Here is a 20719-nt window from a genome sequence, read left to right on the forward strand (position 1 = left end):
GGCTTTTTGCTTTTTAACTGCGCTGAACTAGTGTGGCAAGCTTTGCTGAAACTTCTCCACCAGGCCATCCCACTCTGCAGAGTCACCCCGTACCAGATGGGCTGAGTTCTTAAATAAAAACTTCGGTGGCGTGAACAGGTAAGAGCGCTTTTTAAATATCCAGCTTCGGGTTATACCATGACCGTCATCACCGCACTCCTGTTTGGCTCCCAGATCGAACATACTTTCCACCTCATTTAATCCCTTTTTAATGGCCTCCTGATTTTTAGCGCTGTCAGGTTCAATACTGATCAAAACGGCGGTGGTTTGCGGTATCCCCATCAGAATTTCACAGATAAAAAAGATACTGCCACCGCGAAAATACATGGCTTCATTGCTGCCCAGTGCCACATTGGCATGCCTGGCCAGTTGCTGTTGATAACGCATACCGTTAAACATGGCCCGGGAAAATGGCAGATGCACATCACCAAAGTTGCGATTTAAGACATGCTGCAAAAACTCCTTGCCCATAGACTCCCCCACCTTTTCACTGCGAAAAACCCCTTCTTCCACATTAACCTCAACGAACATCCCCGACGACAATAAAATGCTTTTTACCGCCTGATAATTGTAGATGGAGTATGGCTTGTTGGTTTTCGGGTTTTGGGTGGTATGGATAGCCTTTGACATCGCAGAAAAAAACACCGTGACATCGATGAAGCTATTTTTAATGTCTTCATCAAAGCCACTGATATTCTTTTCCGAGGTGCAGAGCATAATATTACCGGTTTCATTGAACATGTAATATTTTGGCAGGGGCTGATACACCGAGGCTTGTTGAACTTTGCTGGCCGACGGTTCCGGCCCGCCAAACCAACGCTTTAACCAGCTAAACATGTATCACCCTCAACCAGACAGCATTAACCTGTCGCCTGATGATTACGCCTGTCAATGATTAGGACTCAGTTAAACTTTGTTTTAAGGTATTCACCAGTTCGTTAAAGTCCGGGTTGTCCATGGCTTCGTTTAAATTCTTCGCTTCCGGAATAAAGGCCGGCGGTACAAACAGGTACGTGGTTTTATCAATATTCAGTGAATAAGTTTTATTCTGTGCTTTAAAGCAAGGCCCTGCCTGAAACACCTTTGACGCCTGTTGCGAGTCAACACTAAGCACAATTGGCGTAATGGAAACAGCGCCTAATAAATATTCACAGACAAAAATAATGGTGCCCACTTTGGTATCTGTGCTGGTGCTGGAACCCGCGACGGTGATGTCCTGACCTTTTTTTCCGATATCCCCCAGCATTTGCATTAATGAATTGCCTACAGCCGCCAGACCGCCACTGAAGCCCAACAATGCGGTAATTAATTCACTGCCAAAGGTAACACCCCAGGACTTACTGCTAAACTGCACATTACTCTCGGTGACCTTAACAAACAGACCCGAGCGGGATACCACTTTATCAATCGCTTCGATATCGTACAGCGTGTCATTGTTTTCACTCATGGCCTTGGTCATCGCGGCAAAAAACACACTGACCTGGCCAAAGGCCTCTGACGCTTCCTGCGAAATGGCAGCGCCTTCAGAACTACCGCCATTAAGCGTTGTAGCCACAAACAGATTGCCGGTGGCATTGATAGCAAATTCCTTCGTAGCAGGGATTTCCTTAGCCTGTGACAGGGTGATCGATTTTGCCCGACTCTCGGCATTACTCACTATCGACCAGTTCGCCGGGTTTGAGCCACTTCCTGATCCAGTGCTCGTGCTTTCAGTATCTTCCGCCATTGTGATTCTCCTTGTTCAGATTGATTAATCCATAGATACATTCAGATGTGAAACAACGCATTTATGGTAAGAAATAATATTACCAAAAAACCATAGCATATATTTTCTGTTTCACACTTCAAAAATGAAATTTTTTCTTATCAAGGCTAAAACTGACTCGGTTCGAGTCACAAGAGGAAGATAAAAAGCCAACATAGCCAGGAGAAAAAGAACTAAGCGACAGAACCGTCGCTTAGTGTACTAGATTTATCAGGCTGCTGGCTGCAAAGCCTCATCATAGAAAATGGACTTTTCAATAGTACTGTAAAACTTTTGATAGACATCCTGCTCAGTGATCTGTTTGTGCTCTACTGTTTCACCATCTGGATTATCCCGACGATAAACAAAACTGGTTCGCACCTTCATACTCTCTCCATAAGGTGAGATAGTAATGGTGGCGCTGACTGTTTCCACATCGTCCATGTTGCCATCGGTAAACAGTAAAAATACCCCATAGGTCAATACGGTAAAGGCGGTTTTTTGCAGCGTTTCCCGCGCATTGAGCTTGGTGCTGCTGACTTTCCCCTTCACCAGACCTGACTGGATATCCGCGACATCAATCACAAAACCATCATCCTGCAATGCATTGAGTACTGCATGGAAGATCTCCTGATTGTTTTTTTGCTGATAGGTGCGGGTTTGATATTCTCTCAAAGCGAGGGATGGCGGCTTAACTGAGCTGGCGCATCCGGCTAAGAGAATGAATAATACACCGCCCCATAATAACCTGGCTGATCTCATTCCTGCCTCCAATTAATATGCGCTACGGAAATATGAGACGTCCGACACATTGTCTTGCTCATCCAGCTTGATGATCACTGTTAAACTGCGACTGCTGGATTCGCTTTGGCTGCTGCTGCCACCCAACAATGCTGCCACGTCAGAACCGGCCCCCAGGACATTAATCCCTAAACGACTATCACTCTTTGTCTGTGAGATTTTGTCGTAAATCCAGACTTCGCCATTGGTATCCGGTGATTTCTTTACAATATTTGGACTACCGAGAGTTTGGGCCACTTTAAGTGCAGAAACCCCTTTAGTGATTTCTTTTTGTACCAGCCCCACAGTCAACTGTTTTTCGTCGTTGTCTGCGGTATTGGCACAGGCCATCAAAGTTAACGATAAAGCACCGGCTACAAATAGATTTCGAATTTGATTAGACATACAAGCTATTCCTTTAGGAAAAATGATAGGGTTGAATAGAAAATGGCGTACAAACGCCAATTGCTCTTCCTGACAAAAGTAACAAACGTTTTGGGGAATAAATTTATTCCTCAGCGTCGACAATATACGTTTAATCAGGGCAGCGATATGTACCAATTTGTAAGCAACATTGTCTGCCTGCGACTGACAATCAGGATGAACTTATTGGAAGTGAAAAATTGTGGGAAGAGATTGAGAAAAGTAACACCTGCCAGATACTGCTATCCACAGTAAACAGCCGCTCCGATAGAGCGGCCTGGCATTGCACTTATAAAGTACCTTCTTGCTGCTCTGCCTGAGTGCGCAGGTAATACTCCAGCAGAGTTTCACCCGGACGAGGGCCAGAAGACGTGCCTTTTTGCGTTGAGCCAGTGCAGTCACCTGTTACACCACCAGTGACCATAGAAGTTTCGATTTGATTTAACATACGCATAATGATTTCCTTTTCTTAAATGTGATTTGCAAAGGTACCATTCCTTTGCACCTTGCTTTCTGTAGCAACGAAGTTTGTTGCAGAAAGTGAAGTAATCATAGGCGCTAAAAAATCGTTTGTAACCTGTACTAAAGTACAGTTTTTGCTGCAGGACAACTTATTCACGTATATCAAGATACAGTTCGCTGGAATACTTCATGGCTTGAGCCAGCTTTGTGCCGTTATTTTTATAGTATTGGTCAAAGTCCTGCTGACTTTGCCACTCAGTGATCATGGTGAGATCTGGTGCAGCTATGTAACCAAACAAACTTTGGGCATCAGCATAATTAAATATCACCTTTCCGCCTGCCTGCTCAATACCTGTCAGCATGTCTTCGCTCAGCTCAGAAAAATCACTGGCATCAGTTTGCCAGTAAGCGCCAAATACATAGACTTTATCGGCATCAAATGCCACATTCATATCCTCGGTAATCTCATAATTACTCATATTGAAGGTACTCCAGATAGCAAAACGACGCTCGGCAATATCCGGCTTTTCTTCAACCAGTTGAGAGAAAAACGCCTTCCGCTGTTGCCAGTCACCAGGCCAGCTGGCTATAGCAAGAACTCTGGGGAAATACTGACCACTCACAGGATTTCGGGTGATGCGAAATGCCGTGGTATTTTGATATCCCATGGCAACAGCGGCCGGGCCAATATCAGCGAAATATTGTTTTTTAAGGGGCTTGCCATCCTCGCGGTCTGTTAAAAACAAAAAGTCCGCCACCTGACCTTTCTTAAAAGTTAAATTTGATGTTTTAGCCTTTACGGAGCTATTGATAGCCAAAAGGCCAATAGTCAGCGTTAGAATTAATTGTTGAATGAGTTTTGCCATTGATTTGCTACCAAATTAGCACTGGCCAGACCGCCACCAGCGACACTGTTAAATTCAGGGTTTTCAAAAACTTGCGACGTCAATCATTGCATCATTGCTGAAAAATTCTGCTGATTTGAGGTTAAGTTGCCAAACTTTGGGTTCAACTACATTTTGAAAACTAATCAAGCGAAAATTGACTGCATATCACTTCCCCGCCTCTAAAACTGCAAGCAGACTGCCGACACGGACAAGTGTTTTTCAGGGATAAAAAGTCAACTGGCACTATCGGCAGGTCTTTTTTGGACCTATTGGATTGAACAAATATTCACCTACAGTAATACCCAGGATTGGGCCTATGGGCAAAACATTTTCCGCAAAGGAATCTGCGCACAGCAAAAGGTAATAATAATGAATACAAAACAACTGATTGGCGCACTACTGATAACATCCTGCGTATCAATCGCACAGGCCGACACCATTTTTTACGATGGCTTTGAAGATAACAATGCGACTGGCTGGTCGTTGACCGGCAACGTGCAAACATCTGGTACCCAATCTATCGGCAATTATGCGTTGCGCATGAAAAAAACCGCGACAGCCACATATCAGCTCAGCACGGTGGGATATTCAGCGGTTAATGTGCAAATGCAAATGGCAGCAACCGCGCTGGAAGCAAACGATAATGACAGTTGCAATATTGATATCTCCACTAATGGCGGCAGTAGCTGGACAACAATCTTAACCCTGGTGGATGGTCAGGACGATGCGACATTTTACAGCGCCAACTATGCCGATGCCTCCCTGGAAGACAACCCCGCAGTGCAACTGAGATATCGCTCTGTGGCAGATGATTTAGGTGATTATTGCTGGGGAGACGAAATCCTGGTTACCGGAACACCGGGAGGACTAACGCCGGCTCCGGAACTTGAAATATCGGGCAATTTTAGTTTTGGTAGCGAGCAAATCAATAGCACCAGTAGCCAAAGTTTAACGCTGCAAAATACCGGGACTGCAGATTTAATTATCGGAGCAATTACCTCCCCTTCAGCGCCATTTAGTATTAGTCAGGATACTTGCAGTAATAGTATTCTTACAGAAGGTACAAGCTGCCAGATTAGTGCAGATTTCAGTCCCGTTAGTACCGGATACTTTACCGATAGCATCAGTATTAGTTCTAATGATAGTGACGAAAACCCTGCCATTGTGAGCTTATCGGGCACTGGCAGTGACCAACCGGGCGGTGGTGTTGATGATTTTGACCCGCTAACCGGAAATGGCAATGTCAGTCGTAGTGAGTTGACATTCTCTACGCTCAATACAGGTTCAGACCCCGGAACATTAGTGGACATGTCTGCCTATGGATTACCTGCCAATGCGGCACCACCTGTCAATACGTTTGAAGGGCGACTGGTATTGAATAGCGAAGCCAGCAGCGGTGGATTTACAGAAATTAAGGATACTTTTCGATACACAGGAAGCCAGGATGCCACGCGCAAACACCTACCCGAATTTGATTATGAATTTGTGCAAACCGGCAGCCACATTGTCCCCGTGCAACGCGGAATGTTAGCCAACAGTCATCCTGAATGGGAGTATATTCTCGAACCTGGTCGGGTTTGGAATGAAAACACCGACAGTGGTTACACCAGAGTCGCATTACCCTTTTCGTTACAACAAAAAAATGCCAACTGTGTGCATAACGGCGTAATGACTTTCGGTTTCAAAGATGACGGCAGTATTACTCAGGTGTCCTACCAAATAGCTTCTGAAACCTGCCTCTATTATAAAGTGGATATGTGGGGATTGTTAGGAGCAACCTACACTCCGTCAGCCATTGTAAATGCCGGGAGTATAAAAACGGCGCATCAGGCTGAAGTGGCCGCGCGTATTCCCACCAAGTCCATTGCTGAACTGGCCAACGATTATCCGGGCACCGAAACCGCTAATTTCAGCAACAGTATCAGTACCGACCATATGACGCTTTTTGGCTTGTATATTGATGGTACCAATTATGTAGGTGGCTGTAATACACGCCATGGTACCTACCCCTATTGTGATGTGTTACGTGTGCCGTCGTATTCAACGGCAAAAAGTAACTTCGCCGGTGTTGCGATGATGCGTCTGGAACAAAAATACGGCAATGTCATGAATCAAACCATTGATGGTTTTGTCGCAGATTGCAATGCCAATGGCAATTGGGATGATGTGACCATCGAAAATGCCGTCGATATGGCAACCGGCAATTACAAACTCGCGGGCTATATGAGCGATGAGGGTGCCAGTCATACTAATGATCTGTTCTTGCCGGAAGACCACGCCAGTAAAATCAGTTATTCCTGCACTGAGTACCCGCGTAAAGCTTCACCGGGCACAACGTGGGTTTATCACACATCTGACACCTACATTGCTGGCACGGCCATGGATGCGCTGGTTAAACAACAAGAAGGCGCCAGCAAAGACATATTTGACCATATCATGCTCGATGAAATCTGGAAGCCACTTGCCATCGGCCAGTCGACACTTTCAACCCGTCGCACTTACGACAGTGTTGCCCAACCATTTGCAGGCTGGGGGTTAACTTACAATGCAGATGATACGGTAAAACTGGCACGCTTTTTAGCTATTGATGATGGCATCATCAACGGTCAACAGATCCTCGACAGTGACGAGCTGGACGCCGCACTGCAGCGCATTAGCAGTGACCGTGGCCTTGTACCCACATCGGGCTTTTATTATAAAAATGGATTTTGGGCAAAAGACATGTCGTCAGATACCGGGTGTACTGATATGTATGTCCCCTTTATGTCAGGGTACGGTGGTATTACCGTGGTCCTGTTACCAAATGACACCGTTTATTATTATTTTAGTGATAATGATGAATTTGGGTGGGCTGATGCCGCAGTAGAATCCCATAATATGCGCAGTTTCTGCCCATAGACACATAAGCATACAGGTCGCTGAATTAATCTATTGAGTTTTCAGCGACCCATTTTTATTTATTGCTTTGTTCTTCTAAATCCAGAATGTACGCCGCACCTGATTCATTGCCTTGATCATCGCGAAAAGGCGCAGCAACTATCGCGGCTTGTTCAGAAAACGCGAGATTCCAGCCAAATTTATCCTCAGGCTTGCCCTGCCCGGCAACAAATTTCGATGCAAAAACCCATTCTTCAGACTGTTTTTTATACAGGTACACCGCACCCGAGTTGCTGCCCCCGGCATCATGATGCATCGCGCTGATCAGCGCTGTATCTTTATGTAATGCCACACCTCGAGCAAATCGGTCATCGGCTTTACCATCCGGGGCCACTAACTTTTGGGTTTGAACCCACTGGTGTTCTGTGCGTTCAAAAATATAAGCAGAACCGGCATCCTCACCAACACCATCAATATCATCTCTGCGGGCTGAAATTAATGCTGTATCACCAGACAAGGCCACTCGCACTCCAAAGATATCGGTGTCGGCACCATCGTCCGCGGTAAGTTTGGCTTGTTGACGCCACTTTTCTCCTTCGTAGACATAAAAATAAACAGCCCCTGCATTGTCAGCCTTTTCGTCATTTAAATCTGCGCCCACCAAGATCGTATCACCGTCAATCGCGACGCTGATACCAAATAAATCACCGGCAGCTCCATCGTTTGCCGTTAGCCGGGTCTGAAACTGCCACACATTGTTTTCTCTGGTATAAACATAAGCGGAGCCTGTGTCTTTATCAGGCGCATCACTGCGAGGCGCACCGATAACCAGAAACGCCTCAGTCAGAGCAATACTTTGCCCGAAAGCATCCCCGGCTTTGCCATCTGCAGCCATTAACCACTGCGTTTGTGACCAGGAACCGGTTATGCGTTCAAATGCCAACACGGCACCCGCATTTTCTGCCTTTTTATCGTGTCCAATTACGCCTAATAAGGCAAAGTTGTTTTTTAACGCCACATTGCCGCCAAGCGTATCTTCAGCAAATGCCGGCTCAGCTATTAATTTTGCCTGTTGTTGCCAGCCCTCAACTCCCAATATATAAACGTAAGCGGCTCCAGCATCCTGATTAGAGTTAACATCCGCTTTAAAGGCGCCCACTAATGCCGTGGAACCGTCTATCGCGACACTGTAGCCAAAATGGTCTTGTGTTTCGCCATCCTCGGCTAACAATTGATGCTGCTGAGCCATGATTTGACTGCCAATAAATAAGGAAAAAAAAGCTAAACGCGTGACGACAGAAGCAGACTTCATCGAACCTTCCCGGAGAGTGAAAAAATAGTACATCTCTCACAGCAGCGAGTGCATAGCAAGATACAATAGATAAAGCGCTGATATCGCAGGATAAAAGGTCAGATTTGCTGGAAAAGTAGCAGTTTGCTTTTCAACAACTCTGACCCCTTGAAATTTTCAGTTTTCCTCATTACCCGGGATGTTTACTGAGGCTATTTCACCACAACCTGGCCATTTGGTTCTTCGCTTAAAACCCAAATTGCTTAAACCCATCTTTCATGGTTTGTCCTCTGGGTGTTAAAGGACCATCTTCAGTGCCATCTGTGGTATTACCGTGAAACTTTTGTCCGTACGAGCGATTTTCAGATGCATCCCGGTGTCGAAGATTAGCATTGCTACCATTAATAACACTATGAAAGCCCATTATGACACTGGCTCGTTGTTGATCGTTCATCGTACTGTTCAGCCCTTTAATAGCCAGATCCATGCGCCTCTGGTGAGTCCTGGATAAGGGTTCTTTGCGACCAACATTTAACATTGATCGCAAACCCTGCTGTTCGCTGGAAGTCAGGCTCGTTGCCGTAGCAATGCGCTGCATAATTATTTGTGAATCCGCGAGCGACGCCTTGTGAGACAAGTCCTTACTTCCGGTTTTTCCGCTCTTAACGATCTTTTTCAGCTCAGCGCGATGCCGGATATTGTCTGCCTGCGTTTCTGAAAATTTTGACTGTGTACTTTGCCGCCCGAACTCCCTTAATTGAAACTTCGCGGCTTGTCTGTGAATATTTTTGGTAAAATGCCTTTTCCCGGCGTAATGCAGCGCCCTTTTAGTCTGGTTGGCGCCACCAGTTGTACTTTTTGTCATTGCCTTTACCCACCACGTAAAAATCCATTGATATTGAATTAAACTCACCACAAGGTAAAAAATAGACGCTTACAGATAACAGGTAAAGAAATTTACACATTAATCATCAAATTAATGAACACGGGGTATTACCCTGCCTGGTGTTGGAAACCAACATTTGCCAACCGGATACTCATTTACTGGCAATGAAAAAGGTAAAACAAGCTAAACGCGTGACAACAGCACTGACTCCGTGAGTTTTTTCTACTTCAATCTCAACCAGGTACTCGCTAGTTTCCGCTTACATTAATGATGCCATCAATCAATATACTGAGCATTGCACGCTGTTGTTCGCCAGCCTGATCGGCGTCTACTGACCAGTCACTGTTGGTGATCAATACCATATCTGAAGCCGGATGCGTCAGGATAAACTGCCCACCCCATCCCCATGCAAGCTCATAATCAGCATCGGATTCAGCCAGCACAGAACTGGTGCCCAGCCAATTTAGATAGCCATAACCTCGATACTCAAGCGCGCTGTAAGTTCCGGAAAGCGCCACATGTTCCTGTTTCATCTCTGTCACCCAGAGTTCCGGCACAACTTGTGTTACAGAGCCATCAAGACCGGTGTAGCTGCCGTTGTTTTGTATTAACAATCCCAGCTTTGCCTGATCAATGGGCCGCAGTTCCAACCCTGCTCCACCGTTATAACGACTGTCTGCCAAAATTTCCCAACGGATGGAATTGATACCCATGGGCGCAAACAAACGCTCCATGGCAAAGTCACGTAAAGTGCTTTCAGTGACCTTACTCACTATCACCCCCAATACATGGACGGCTGCTGAGTTATAGGTAAAGGTATCGCCAGGCGTACTGGTTAACTCTCGTGACAACAAAAACTCTACAGGTTCTTCTGATTGCGCCCATTCGATATACAATGTCGCGCCCGACTCATCCCATTCAAAACCGCTGGTCATGGTCAGCAGTTGCGCCACGGTCACTGATTCCGCATCGACATCACCAAAATCGTATTCATCCAGGAAAAACTCACCAAGGGTAGAATCGAGACTTAACAGCCCATCGTCAATGGCAATACCGGTTAACAATGCAATCACAGTTTTAGTTACGGAGCGAACATGTAGCAATTGCTGCGCGGTGTAGCCATTAAAATACTGTTCAGCGAGCAACCTGCCCTGTTTTAACACCAATAAACTGCGAGCACCTGATTGCGACTCAGCCTGAGTGTACGCAGCGGCAATCACATTTTCATCCACGCCGGCATCAGCCAGACTCGCAACTTCAATTTCCGAAGATTGCGGCAAGTAAGCAGGGCTTGTGTCAATCGGGACATTGGGCGTTGCATTGGGTGTAGAACTGCCACCACCGCAGGCAACCAAAGTCAAACACAATAAAGAGCTAATTAATAAACGCATAGTCTGAATCCAGGTAATTTTATTCATCTTAAACTGAAAAGTAGCCAAATTGCCAATCCACTATTGATACACAAATCTTTACCTTGAATTTACCCGGTGAGGAATAGGCTGTTTACATAATTTCAATAGCAAACCAAGGTAAAATTATGCGTTTAGGAATCGCCGCGCTCGCCATCACCGCTACAACATTTATTAGCGGTTGTGATAATTCAGGATCCAAAACCAGGGTCAGCCCTACTCCACCAGTTTCCGTTGATTCTATCAACGCCAAATATCAGGGCGTTTGGACTGCACCCGGCTATGCACATACAATGGTTGTCGGAAAACATCGCGTCGACTTTTACCAACACACCAGTAGTTATTGCCTGCATACTGATGAATTAAATGACATTACTACAGAAGATATAGAGAATGTTGTAAGGGAAACCGAAAGTAACAACCAGTTAGAATGGTATTTATCTTATGGAACAGCGTCCTTTTCTGCGCCGGGGATACAGTATGAGCGTCGTGCGGCGCTACCACAGACCTGTGAAGACAATCCCATTTCGCTGATTGAGGATAGTGAAAGTCCACTTGATACACTCGAACTGTGGGATTTCTATGGCCAAATATTTGCAGAGTATTATGTTGACTTCGGACTAAAAAATATCGACTGGCAACAACTGTATTATGATGCCAGCATTGAACTAAATACAGGCTCAACAGCCGACGATCTGTTTCTCGCCATGGCCCAGACCCTTGTACCTCTGGCTGACACTCACAACTATATTCAGACTCCACAGGGTTGGTTCGCAAAAACCCTCACCAAGCCAACTCTCTCTCAACGATTAGTTGAAGAGTTTGCTTTTAAGAATGACCTTCCATTCCCAATCCCACTAGAAATCGTCACTGAAACTATAGCCAGTGATCTTCACAATTATGTGACAGCCAATCTGCAATACCAATGGAGGTTAGTGGCTGATTACGCCCAGCAATCAACAGACATTAAAACAGCGGCAAATGACTTGATCCGCTGGTTTGAACGAGAAGATATTGGATACTTGTATCTGGGTGGTATGCTTGGCTATGCGGATGCTGAACAATTAGAAGGAATAGCATACGCAGAAAAAACACTTGACGTTTTAAATGCAGCTCTTGATGCAGCTTTAAATGATCTTCGCAATGTTAATGGGCTAATTATTGACGTGCGGACCAATGACGGTGGTCATGACTATGTTAGTCTTGCCATAGCCAGCCGATTCACAGAGTATGAGACCCATGTATATAGTAAGCAGGCCAGAAACGGCAACAGCCGAACACCATTGCAAGAGGTTTTTTTAGCGCCGTATAACGGCCTTAGATATTCGGGTCCCATAACTCTGCTTACCAGTACCAGTACCATATCTGCGGCAGAAACCTTTGCACTGATAATGTCTCAGTTTAGCAATGTAACACTTATAGGCGAACCCAGTCAGGGAGTATTTTCAGATGTAATGGAATGGACACTTCCAAACGGCTTCAACATTGGCCTCTCCAATGAATTCTATCTCACTCCAAACGGTGAATGGTATGAGGGCCAGGGCGTGCCTGTAGACGTTGCAGTCCCATTTTACACGCTTCAGCAACGCGAAGCAGAGATTGATTTAGGCATAGAAACCGCATTTACACTACTCACTGAGTAGTTCTCGAAGGCTGACAAAGCCACTCAACAAGGGTCAAAAATTGGTTTATTACAGGTGAATATATGATGCGAATAGTATTAACGGGGTTATATTTGATTCTTTTGACGATGATCGCGACAATTCACCTGTTACATAAACTCGAAACCGACACAGGCGGTATTATCAGTCGCTATGCACCGCTGTTGTTGGTAACCGTGATTACTTTTGGGATATGCGGCTATATATTTCACAAAGCCATTTTTAAACCACCGTTCTGGGAGGCCCTTTTAGGGCTTCTTTCAATGCTGAGTATGACCTGTATTGGAACATTAGTTTATTTTACATGGGCAAACATTTCCCTGCTATCAGCTACAGGAGTTTGGGCATCCGTAATATTGTTTTTGTTGTTTCCGGCAAAAATAATTTTGTACTTATATTTGTATCGCAGTCCGGCAATTTGGCGTGTCCACTCTTAAATCCGTGGTCTAAATTCCAATAAAAACCTTTTTGCTCATGCCCCTTTACCTTAAATTTACCTTACTTCGATTATCGTAGTTTACGAATTTTATTTACGGAAAACTATGATGAATATTATCAAAACGAACTTTAAAACTAAATTTGGCCCGCTCGCTTTCGTTATTTTCGGGAGTGTTTTTAATCCCCAGGCACAGGCCTCCGAATTCAATTTTATACAGCTACACGGAATGCAAGCCACTTATGGTGATATACCGGGCTTTGAGCTGCGTGGAGCTGAAATAAGGGGAGGCTTTGGATGGAACCAATTCTTCACCGAGTTTCGTTATCGCAGTCTGGATGATCGCTCAGGCGACAGAAAACTCGAAGACGAACGCTGGAACATTAGTGTGGGCTATGCCTGGCCACTCAGTGCAAACTTAAGTGTGGATTTACGAGCAAACTATGGTTCAATTAAATTAGAGGGACATGGTCCTGATGAATATTTCATATCCAAACCTAAATACGAAGGCTTGAGTTCCTATCTACACTATTCCTACTCTGACAACATTAGTTTATACGGCGGTCTTGAATGGCAAAACTTACCTGAAAATGCCGATCAAAAGGCATATCACCTCGGCGCAATGTATCAGTTCGAAGTAATTACATTGGGTGCTGAGTACACTAAATATTCAGACACTGATGCAATTAGTCTTTTCGCCCGCTATCAATTTTAAGCGGAATTTGGTCTGCTTTTTAAGCTTGGAAAAGCAGACCAGCTCTCATTAACGACAGTAAAGCTTCGAAAAACAACAGGTGAGTGTTAGGCTTAGGGCCTGGTAGCCCAATAAAGTGTAATACATTACTTGTCTTCTCCAAAATTATCTAATGTCTTACCCGCACAGACCTTTAAAATAGCCGGTTTTTCCGCGCTTGGTTGTGCGGCCTGTTTTATTGTCGGGTTCGTAATGATCTTTTGGATCGAACCTGGAATACACCTCAACCCAACCCAAAGGTTTAACTTTATTCTGAGTAATGGGGTATTTTTCCAATTCTGGTATTTAATTATTTTTGTGCTGTTTAGCGGCTGTCTTTTAATGCTGGTTCGAGGCCTCAGAGCCTGGATGGAATCCCATCAAAGTTTGAGCTACCAACTCTCAATGGTGTTTGGTTTTATCTGGGTGTCATATACCTTTTGCTGTGGATTAATCGCCGTGTTTACGATTGAATATTTGCTTTCTCTTCCTACAGAACAACAATCCCCCGTCTGGTATGTTATTTATGCTATTCAAATAGGCATGGGCGATGGTGTGGAATGGGTTGGTGGCGTTTGGCTTGCGACTTCCAGTTGGCACTTGCTAAAAAGCCAGAAAAGTCCCGTCACTTTGCATAAGTTCGGGCTTTTGGTGGGTGTTATTGGCTGTTTGACATTGTTCCCGCCACTTGCTGAAGCTGGTGCTATATTCGGACTATCTCAAATCATCTGGTTTTGCTGGATCGCGAGCGTGATGTTTAAAATGTCAAAACAAAAAATTAGTTGAATGATGACACCAACACGCGATAAAAGGTCTCGTCATGTTCCACCAATATTCGCCACTCCATGACATGGGCCATTCGGGTCACCAGATACTGCCCATGGCCAAGACCTTGATATGTTCCTGACTTTTCAGTTCCAAAAGGGTTCTCAAAAACTACCTTGCCATCCAAATGATAGACTCTCATTTTTCTGCCATTACCGTGATAAAAACCGTTGTTAATGAGATTTTGGCAAAGCAGGCTAATTAAATTGTGATTGCCATAAACCATAGTTTCGCTTTCAATATCAAGTTCTATATCAAACGGTTGCTCGGGATGAGCAAGGTGAACCGAAAGTGCAACACGCTCTAATATAGGTAACAAACGGATACTATCGAACACAAGGTTCTCTTTTCGCGCCAATGCTAACAGTACTTCGATAGTTGCCTGCAAAGTAGTTGTCGCTTGTTCGAGCAATTGTCGGTCTTCTGTTTTCAGTTTGTCAGACGAGTTCAAATCCAGAGTGTTTCGAATCAGCGCCACAGGTGTGCGCAATTCATGGCTCACATCGCTTGCAAAATCATGCTCTCGCCGCCATGCCTGTTGTAGTTCGCCATAGGTATCTTCAAATGCTTTCGCCAGCTGACCAATCTCATCGCTACGGGATGCTTCCTTCATATCACAAGCCCGATCGCGGCGTTGCTGAACCACGTCCTGAGTCAAATTACGAATAGGAAGTGACAATTTTGATGCGATAAACCAGGTGCTTAAAACTGATAAAATAATAACACCCGTTGAGATACTCCCAAGGAAAACCCCGAAAACAGATGAAAACGCGAATAAAGGAATCCTCTTTTCAATATTAACCAATAACCAAAAATCTCCACTTTGAGTGGGTATTTTTGTTGCGTATCCTTTGTGATTCCCAATGTTAACTCTGTACAAGGTTTCGTTGTGTACTGATGGCTCAAATTGCTCGAGTAAAGACAAGGACGTGTCATCTATGACTAGCACATCTTGAGAAGTCAAGACCGATAAACTTTGTGCAACAAGTTGTTTTGGAGCATAATTTTCAAGTTCTTTTGCGATTACAATATCGCCAATAATATCCTGTGTCACCTCTACAAATAGAAACGTTAAACGAAAATAGAACAAACTGATCACCAACACCAACCCGCCGAAACCAAAAAACAGCTGAGCGCGAATGCCTTTAATCATTTTCACCGAGACCAACCAGTCGATACCCAATATTACTGATGGTCTGTAATTCCGGAGGCTGCTCCCCCTGCTTCTGACGGCCCTGTTCCAAGGCCTTTCGAACATTATATATATGTGCTTTTAGAGAATTACTTTCAGGGGGGGCATTCCCCCAAACTTCGTCGATAAGATCGCTCCTGGTCACAGGATAAGGATGTGCTTGTACCAGTTGTTTCAGGATTTTGAACCCCGTTTTCGTAACGTTCAACGGAATACTATCCCAGCTAACCGTTACTGCCCGTGTGTCCAGCGTGAGCTTACCCCTCATGATGTGGGTATTGGTATGCAGTTGATGTCGTCGTCCCAAGGCTTCACAACGCATTGCCAACTCCCGTAAATCACAGGGTTTGGTTAAATAATCATCTGTACCTTTTAAAAAACCTTTAGCTTTGTCACTAAAAGCGTCTCTGGCTGTCAGCATCAGGACAGGAGTGATCCGCGTCTGCTGGCTCTTAATGTGTTCACAAACTTGTAAGCCGTCAAGGTCAGGTAAATTGAGGTCAAGCACAATAACATCAAAACGATGAGCAAGCGCAAGAGCTATTCCTTGCTCTCCTGTTTCAGCATAATCCACTTGCCATCCTTTGCTTTCTATTAGTTGGCAAATTTGTTTAGCTAAAGCCAAATTATCCTCAATCAATAATATGGAAAGTGCTTGACCTGTCATATTTTACCTTTCTTGTTTAAATCCATTTTGCCATCATTCTTTTTACTACAAACAAAAGTCTGAAAAGATGAAGCAGGCAAAAACTAAAGCTTTGCCAAAACTTGTTGAATGAGTATTTCTGTTTTTTCGTCACAAGCAGTGTATCCATGACAGTTTGAAAACAAGGTAACTGTAATATCATCGTCTACGAAATAAAGATTTCTTGTTTCATAACCGACTTCGGCACCGCCATGATGGTAAACCTGCTGTCCCAGAATGTTATCTTCAAACAACCCCAATCCAAAATCAAATCCGTAATTAGTCTCTACCATACTGGCTTCGCCAATTAGTAACTCACGTATTTCCTCGGTTATGACAGTATCATCCGTCATGATTTCACGTAGTAGTTTACTTAAGTCGCTTGCAGTAGTGACAAGTGGTGCGTCTGCAACACCAACACTTTCAAAGAACGGCTTAGTGTTTTCCATTTGGCCATCTTCCAGAATATAGCCCGAAATGGATGTACCCAACTCATTTTCAATGCCACCATAATAGGTATCATTCAGGCCGAGAGGAATAAGTACTCGATTGCGAAGTTCTACAGAGTGATGTTCGCCGAGTATTTCATCTAATATTAACCCTGCCAATAAATAACCGGAATTGGAGTACTGCACCCCTGTGCCAGGCTCAAAATACGCAGGCTTATTGTAAATAAACTCCAGCGCATTGATATCAGTTTTCAACTGCCCTACTGTTTCAATGCCGTAAGCGAACCACTCTCCGGCAGTATCAGAATCAAGGTAATCATGCACGCCCGCAGTGTGGTTGAGCAATTGACGAATGGTCATCTGGTCACTGTATTGAATATTACTTAAAATACTGGCTGGCAGGTACTCTGATATCAGGTCATCAATATTGAGTAACCCCTCTTCGTGTAACATAGCGACTAGTAACGCTGTGGCTTTTTTGCCCGCGCTACCTACCGGCATTTGATGGTATATCTGCATGGGGGACTGAGTCTCGATATCAGAAAGCCCTGCAGCTCCGGTAAAATCAATTTCCGGGCCTTCGACATGCAATAGAACACCGGGAACGTCTTCACCCACCGTATTATCCAGTAACACCTGCAGGCTTTCAGCCAACGTCGGTGGATCTGGTTGAGGTTGAGGTTGAGATTGAGGTTGAGGTTCAGTTTGAGTGGAATTACTACTGGAGCCACACCCCCCCAGAATACAAAAACTCATAGCCAATAGCCCTGTTAATGCGATATTCCTTAATTTCATAATGATTTTCTCTTTGCAGATTAATGTCTTCTGGGCATTACAGTTGGACACTGAATGACCAATTCAAGACATCAATGTAATAAATGGAAGGTAAAAAAAGGGTAAAGATATAAGGTTTATTAAAGAGTCAATAACGGACCAATAGAGAAAAACTTCCGGGAGAGCCAGACGGAGCATACTCCAGGCGAATCAATAATTAGCACAGCCCCAAATATCAAGTTATTGAACCTGAAAAATAGAAGTAGTTTTAAGAATGTGGACACATTATGATTGGGGAAAATAATTGGATAAGCAATGGACTACATCGTTCGGTAAACCCAAAGTCCATGACCGGGATTCCGCAATACAATTACAAAAACAGTACCCGGGTCATGGAGCAACTCTTGGATGAAAAGTTTGTAGTTTGGTATTACCACACCAGATCGTCGGGAATTTCGTAATCGGCGTACCAGTCTTTTTCTTCTTCGGTCATTTCTACCGATTCTTCCTGCTGATCGGCGCGGTACAGAATACAACCATCGTCACGCTCGGCGATTTTATCGGCCACCTGAATAGGTATAATGACGTAGCCGTCTTTAAAGCTAACAATCGCCAGCTTGCCGGCTTGCAAATGGCCACGGGTGCGTTCATTCACTAATACCGATTTAATCACGTTGTCGTGAGTAAACTGAAATTTAACGTCACCGTTGTTCAATGGCTGCTGATTCATATCGATCATCTGAATGATCTGCGCGGCTATTTGTTTTTTCTCGGCCTCTTTTTTAGCTTCGGCATTTAGCGCCTGATCTTTTTGTTTTTTTGCGGCCTGTTGCGCCTGAACCGATGCTTTTACCTCATCAGTTTCCACAATCTTGTTTTTACGCCTGATTTTGTCTTTCTTGCGTTTTTCATTCTGGATTTTTTTAGCATTTTTTTTATCGGCTAAACCGGATTTTAAAAGCTGCTCCTGAAGGGATAATGCCATGAACACCTCGGGTAAGTTAAAAAAGGAGTATTCTATGCGGAATGACGCCACAATGCCATTTAGTCAACGGTCTGTTGTGCGTCTTCAACGGTATACCAAAATTGTGCCTCCTGCAGCGGAGTATTTTCGGGTAACACCGGATTTTCAAGCTCAAACACAATGCGATTTTTAATGTTCGCCTGTTCGATATAATGCTGATGCTCGCGTAAAAACAACTGATCAAATTCGCCCGCGGCAATGGCTCTGCGCAAGCCGGTCTCAATCAGGTTTTTCATCACAATATTCTTTTTATTAAAGAAAAAGTAGGTTGCAGTGGGATAACGAATGGCGAGGTGGGGCTCAATTCTCAATCCCCGGTTGTATTCCGGATTCGCCATTTCTGACCAAATTTCCACTATTGAACGGGGAAAGAAACCGGCCCGCTCCAGGCGTACGATATTAAACATTTCGTCAAAGTTAGTGGCCGTTACCACTTCGAAGCCGTTGGCCTGTAATATTTTAGTATCCGGCCAGTCATGGCCCTGTACAGGCGTGTATTGGCGCAACTCCTGAATAGTGGAAAAAGTGTTAAATACGTCGTAGTTATCTTCGGTTACCAGAAACAATCGCCATCCGATCAAGCCTTTGTATATTGGTATTCTGACCGGCAGTAACTCGTCTTCGCGTATTTTGTCGGTCATGCTCCAGACCAGACTGATCTCCCGGTTAGCTTTGAGTTGCTTGATGGCTCGTCCCTGAGTAAGGACTTTTTGGCTGGGATACAAATTGTAATTGACCCCGGTATGCTTCAGGGCCAATTTCAACACAGCCAGTGGATAGGTGGTGCGTTTGTCTTCTGCGTCTTCAGGTTGTGGGTAGTATAATGTCCAGGTTGCCGCGTTAGCACTGTGGCTTGTGGCCATTCCCAGCCAAAACAATAAAATCAGGCGTTGTATCATGTTACAGGAAAAAGCAGCCTCTCCAGCTCCCTTTCTTCATCATCAATCACAGAGACGATAATTTTTAAAGATTCCCCATCCAATTGCAATGTATAGGACACAAAACAACTAAATAGTTTTTGCTGAGTCGCATCTTTAAAGGTCCATTTAACATTGGAAAACATGATATTTTCCGACAGGCGCATCGTCTGACAAACATCAGCCTCACACATGGCCACGCCCACGGCCTGTAGCTTGTCCATCAATTCATCAATTACATCGACGATGGCTTCCTGCGAGGTAAACACGCTTTTGGTTTCGTCACTCATTAATACGGCTGGTACGAAATACATCTGAGACACGGCCTGTGCGTCAAACTGCTCGTAAGCTCTGGCATAATCATCAAAAAATTCTTGGGAAAGTGTTGGCACAGATCTTCCTATTTTTTCTTTATCTCAATACTGCTATCGACAAAATTCGATAAACTCTTAGGCCTTCTTAAAGCATAACCGCTATTGAAGATCTTGCCGCTAAAATTTATTCAATTCCGATAAATTTGTGGGTTTGCAGTGATAAACGCCAGTTGCGCTCAATGCAGGTTTTTACTGCCAGTTCAGTGGCCCGCTTTTGCTGGCTGATGGGTTGCAGGTAGATTAAACAATCAGCTCGCAGGGTTTTGTCTTTAAGTAGCTCATCCAGTTCCTGCACATGTTTTTCCATAGCAATTGGGTGTTTAATTTCATGGGCACTTTCCAGGAGTTCGCGGCGGACTTCATAGCCACCTTTCATATTTATTTTAGGAGACACTGTTACCCAGGTGTCAGGGTGGGCTTTCAAACCAAAAGTGCCGCTGGTTTCAATTTGCGCAGTAAAGCCATTCTCGATAAACAGTCGGGTCACCGGTACCAGGTTGTACAAACACGGTTCACCACCGGTAAATATAATGTGTTTTGCCTGATAACCTTTTTGCTGATACAAGGCAAACAACTGCTCTGCTGTGGCGGCAAACCAGCTGTCTGACTCTGCGGTTTCCTGCATCACCTGTTCGACCGTAGTCTCTGTATGGGGGGGAATATCCCAGGTGTGTTTAGTATCACACCAGGGGCAGCCCACCGGACAGCCCTGAAGCCGAATAAACACCGAAGGGACACCGGTAAAAGCGCCCTCGCCCTGGATCGATTCAAAGACTTCATTGATTTTATAAACCGTAGGCACATCGTTGACGATGTTAATACGCTGCGAGGATGTAGCTTGTGAATTCAAA

20 protein-coding genes are annotated in these 20719 nt (G+C 44.6%); 4 read left to right on the top strand and 16 right to left on the bottom strand.

The window, feature by feature from the left end; genetic code table 11:
- Positions 1-27: 27 nt before the first annotated feature.
- The 6 genes from LJ740_RS11130 to LJ740_RS11155 form a co-directional block, all read right to left on the bottom strand.
- A complete protein-coding gene (locus LJ740_RS11130; protein WP_229529170.1) occupies positions 28-876 on the bottom strand; it encodes a hypothetical protein in 849 nt (282 codons plus the stop codon).
- Between the two features lie 58 nt (positions 877-934).
- On the bottom strand, positions 935-1765 hold the full coding sequence (locus LJ740_RS11135) for a hypothetical protein (protein ID WP_229529171.1): 831 nt from the start codon (positions 1763-1765) through the stop codon (positions 935-937).
- Between the two features lie 249 nt (positions 1766-2014).
- On the bottom strand, positions 2015-2545 hold the full coding sequence (locus tag LJ740_RS11140; protein WP_229529172.1) for a hypothetical protein: 531 nt from the start codon (positions 2543-2545) through the stop codon (positions 2015-2017).
- A 12-nt stretch (positions 2546-2557) separates the two neighbouring features.
- Entirely contained in the window at positions 2558-2968 is a 411-nt protein-coding gene (locus tag LJ740_RS11145; protein ID WP_229529173.1) for a hypothetical protein, read from the bottom strand.
- Between the two features lie 307 nt (positions 2969-3275).
- The gene (locus LJ740_RS11150) at positions 3276-3440 is read right to left on the bottom strand and encodes a hypothetical protein (RefSeq protein ID WP_229529174.1); all 165 of its coding nucleotides are present in this window, start codon (positions 3438-3440) and stop codon (positions 3276-3278) included.
- A gap of 157 nt (positions 3441-3597) precedes the next feature.
- Positions 3598-4314 (bottom strand): hypothetical protein, encoded by a 717-nt coding sequence (locus LJ740_RS11155; protein WP_229529175.1) that lies wholly within the window; start codon positions 4312-4314, stop codon positions 3598-3600.
- Between the two features lie 390 nt (positions 4315-4704).
- Between LJ740_RS11155 and LJ740_RS11160 the strand changes: the two genes are divergently transcribed.
- Positions 4705-7233 (top strand): choice-of-anchor D domain-containing protein, encoded by a 2529-nt coding sequence (locus tag LJ740_RS11160; RefSeq protein ID WP_229529176.1) that lies wholly within the window; start codon positions 4705-4707, stop codon positions 7231-7233.
- Positions 7234-7288: 55 nt separating this feature from the next.
- Here LJ740_RS11160 and LJ740_RS11165 read toward each other — a convergent pair whose 3' ends face one another.
- From LJ740_RS11165 to LJ740_RS11175, 3 genes are all read right to left on the bottom strand, one after another.
- A complete protein-coding gene (locus LJ740_RS11165) occupies positions 7289-8524 on the bottom strand; it encodes an FG-GAP repeat protein (RefSeq protein ID WP_229529177.1) in 1236 nt (411 codons plus the stop codon).
- A 226-nt stretch (positions 8525-8750) separates the two neighbouring features.
- A complete protein-coding gene (locus tag LJ740_RS11170; protein ID WP_229529178.1) occupies positions 8751-9368 on the bottom strand; it encodes a hypothetical protein in 618 nt (205 codons plus the stop codon).
- A 269-nt stretch (positions 9369-9637) separates the two neighbouring features.
- On the bottom strand, positions 9638-10780 hold the full coding sequence (locus tag LJ740_RS11175) for a serine hydrolase domain-containing protein (protein WP_229529179.1): 1143 nt from the start codon (positions 10778-10780) through the stop codon (positions 9638-9640).
- A 146-nt stretch (positions 10781-10926) separates the two neighbouring features.
- Between LJ740_RS11175 and LJ740_RS11180 the strand changes: the two genes are divergently transcribed.
- The 3 genes from LJ740_RS11180 to LJ740_RS11190 all read left to right on the top strand — a co-directional run bounded on the left by LJ740_RS11180 (position 10927) and on the right by LJ740_RS11190 (position 14414).
- Positions 10927-12441 carry a S41 family peptidase gene (locus LJ740_RS11180; RefSeq protein ID WP_229529180.1) on the top strand — a complete coding sequence of 505 codons (1515 nt, stop codon included), beginning with the start codon at positions 10927-10929 and terminating at the stop codon, positions 12439-12441.
- Positions 12442-13004: 563 nt separating this feature from the next.
- Entirely contained in the window at positions 13005-13610 is a 606-nt protein-coding gene (locus tag LJ740_RS11185; RefSeq protein ID WP_229529181.1) for a hypothetical protein, read from the top strand.
- 129 nt (positions 13611-13739) lie between these two features.
- Positions 13740-14414, top strand: coding sequence for a hypothetical protein (locus tag LJ740_RS11190; protein ID WP_229529182.1), 675 nt, complete (start codon positions 13740-13742; stop codon positions 14412-14414).
- Here LJ740_RS11190 and LJ740_RS11195 read toward each other — a convergent pair.
- From LJ740_RS11195 to queE, 7 genes are all read right to left on the bottom strand, one after another.
- Positions 14407-15606, bottom strand: coding sequence for a sensor histidine kinase (locus tag LJ740_RS11195; protein WP_229529183.1), 1200 nt, complete (start codon positions 15604-15606; stop codon positions 14407-14409). The genes LJ740_RS11190 and LJ740_RS11195 overlap by 8 nt on opposite strands.
- On the bottom strand, positions 15599-16312 hold the full coding sequence (locus LJ740_RS11200) for a response regulator transcription factor (RefSeq protein WP_229529184.1): 714 nt from the start codon (positions 16310-16312) through the stop codon (positions 15599-15601). The genes LJ740_RS11195 and LJ740_RS11200 overlap by 8 nt, the downstream gene beginning before the upstream one ends.
- 83 nt (positions 16313-16395) lie before the next feature.
- A complete protein-coding gene (locus LJ740_RS11205) occupies positions 16396-17574 on the bottom strand; it encodes a serine hydrolase domain-containing protein (protein ID WP_229529185.1) in 1179 nt (392 codons plus the stop codon).
- 409 nt (positions 17575-17983) lie between these two features.
- Positions 17984-18538 (bottom strand): DUF2058 domain-containing protein, encoded by a 555-nt coding sequence (locus LJ740_RS11210; RefSeq protein WP_229529186.1) that lies wholly within the window; start codon positions 18536-18538, stop codon positions 17984-17986.
- Positions 18539-18597: 59 nt separating this feature from the next.
- Positions 18598-19440, bottom strand: a complete 843-nt coding sequence (locus LJ740_RS11215) for an amino acid ABC transporter substrate-binding protein (RefSeq protein ID WP_229529187.1) — start codon at positions 19438-19440, stop codon at positions 18598-18600.
- Between the two features lie 32 nt (positions 19441-19472).
- Positions 19473-19886, bottom strand: coding sequence for a DUF6841 family protein (locus tag LJ740_RS11220; protein ID WP_229529188.1), 414 nt, complete (start codon positions 19884-19886; stop codon positions 19473-19475).
- Positions 19887-19992: 106 nt separating this feature from the next.
- Positions 19993-20670, bottom strand: coding sequence for a 7-carboxy-7-deazaguanine synthase QueE (gene queE, locus LJ740_RS11225; protein WP_229529636.1), 678 nt, complete (start codon positions 20668-20670; stop codon positions 19993-19995).
- Positions 20671-20719: the final 49 nt, after the last annotated feature.

This window comes from Planctobacterium marinum (genome assembly GCF_020687805.1).
Lineage (GTDB): Bacteria > Pseudomonadota > Gammaproteobacteria > Enterobacterales > Alteromonadaceae > Planctobacterium > Planctobacterium marinum.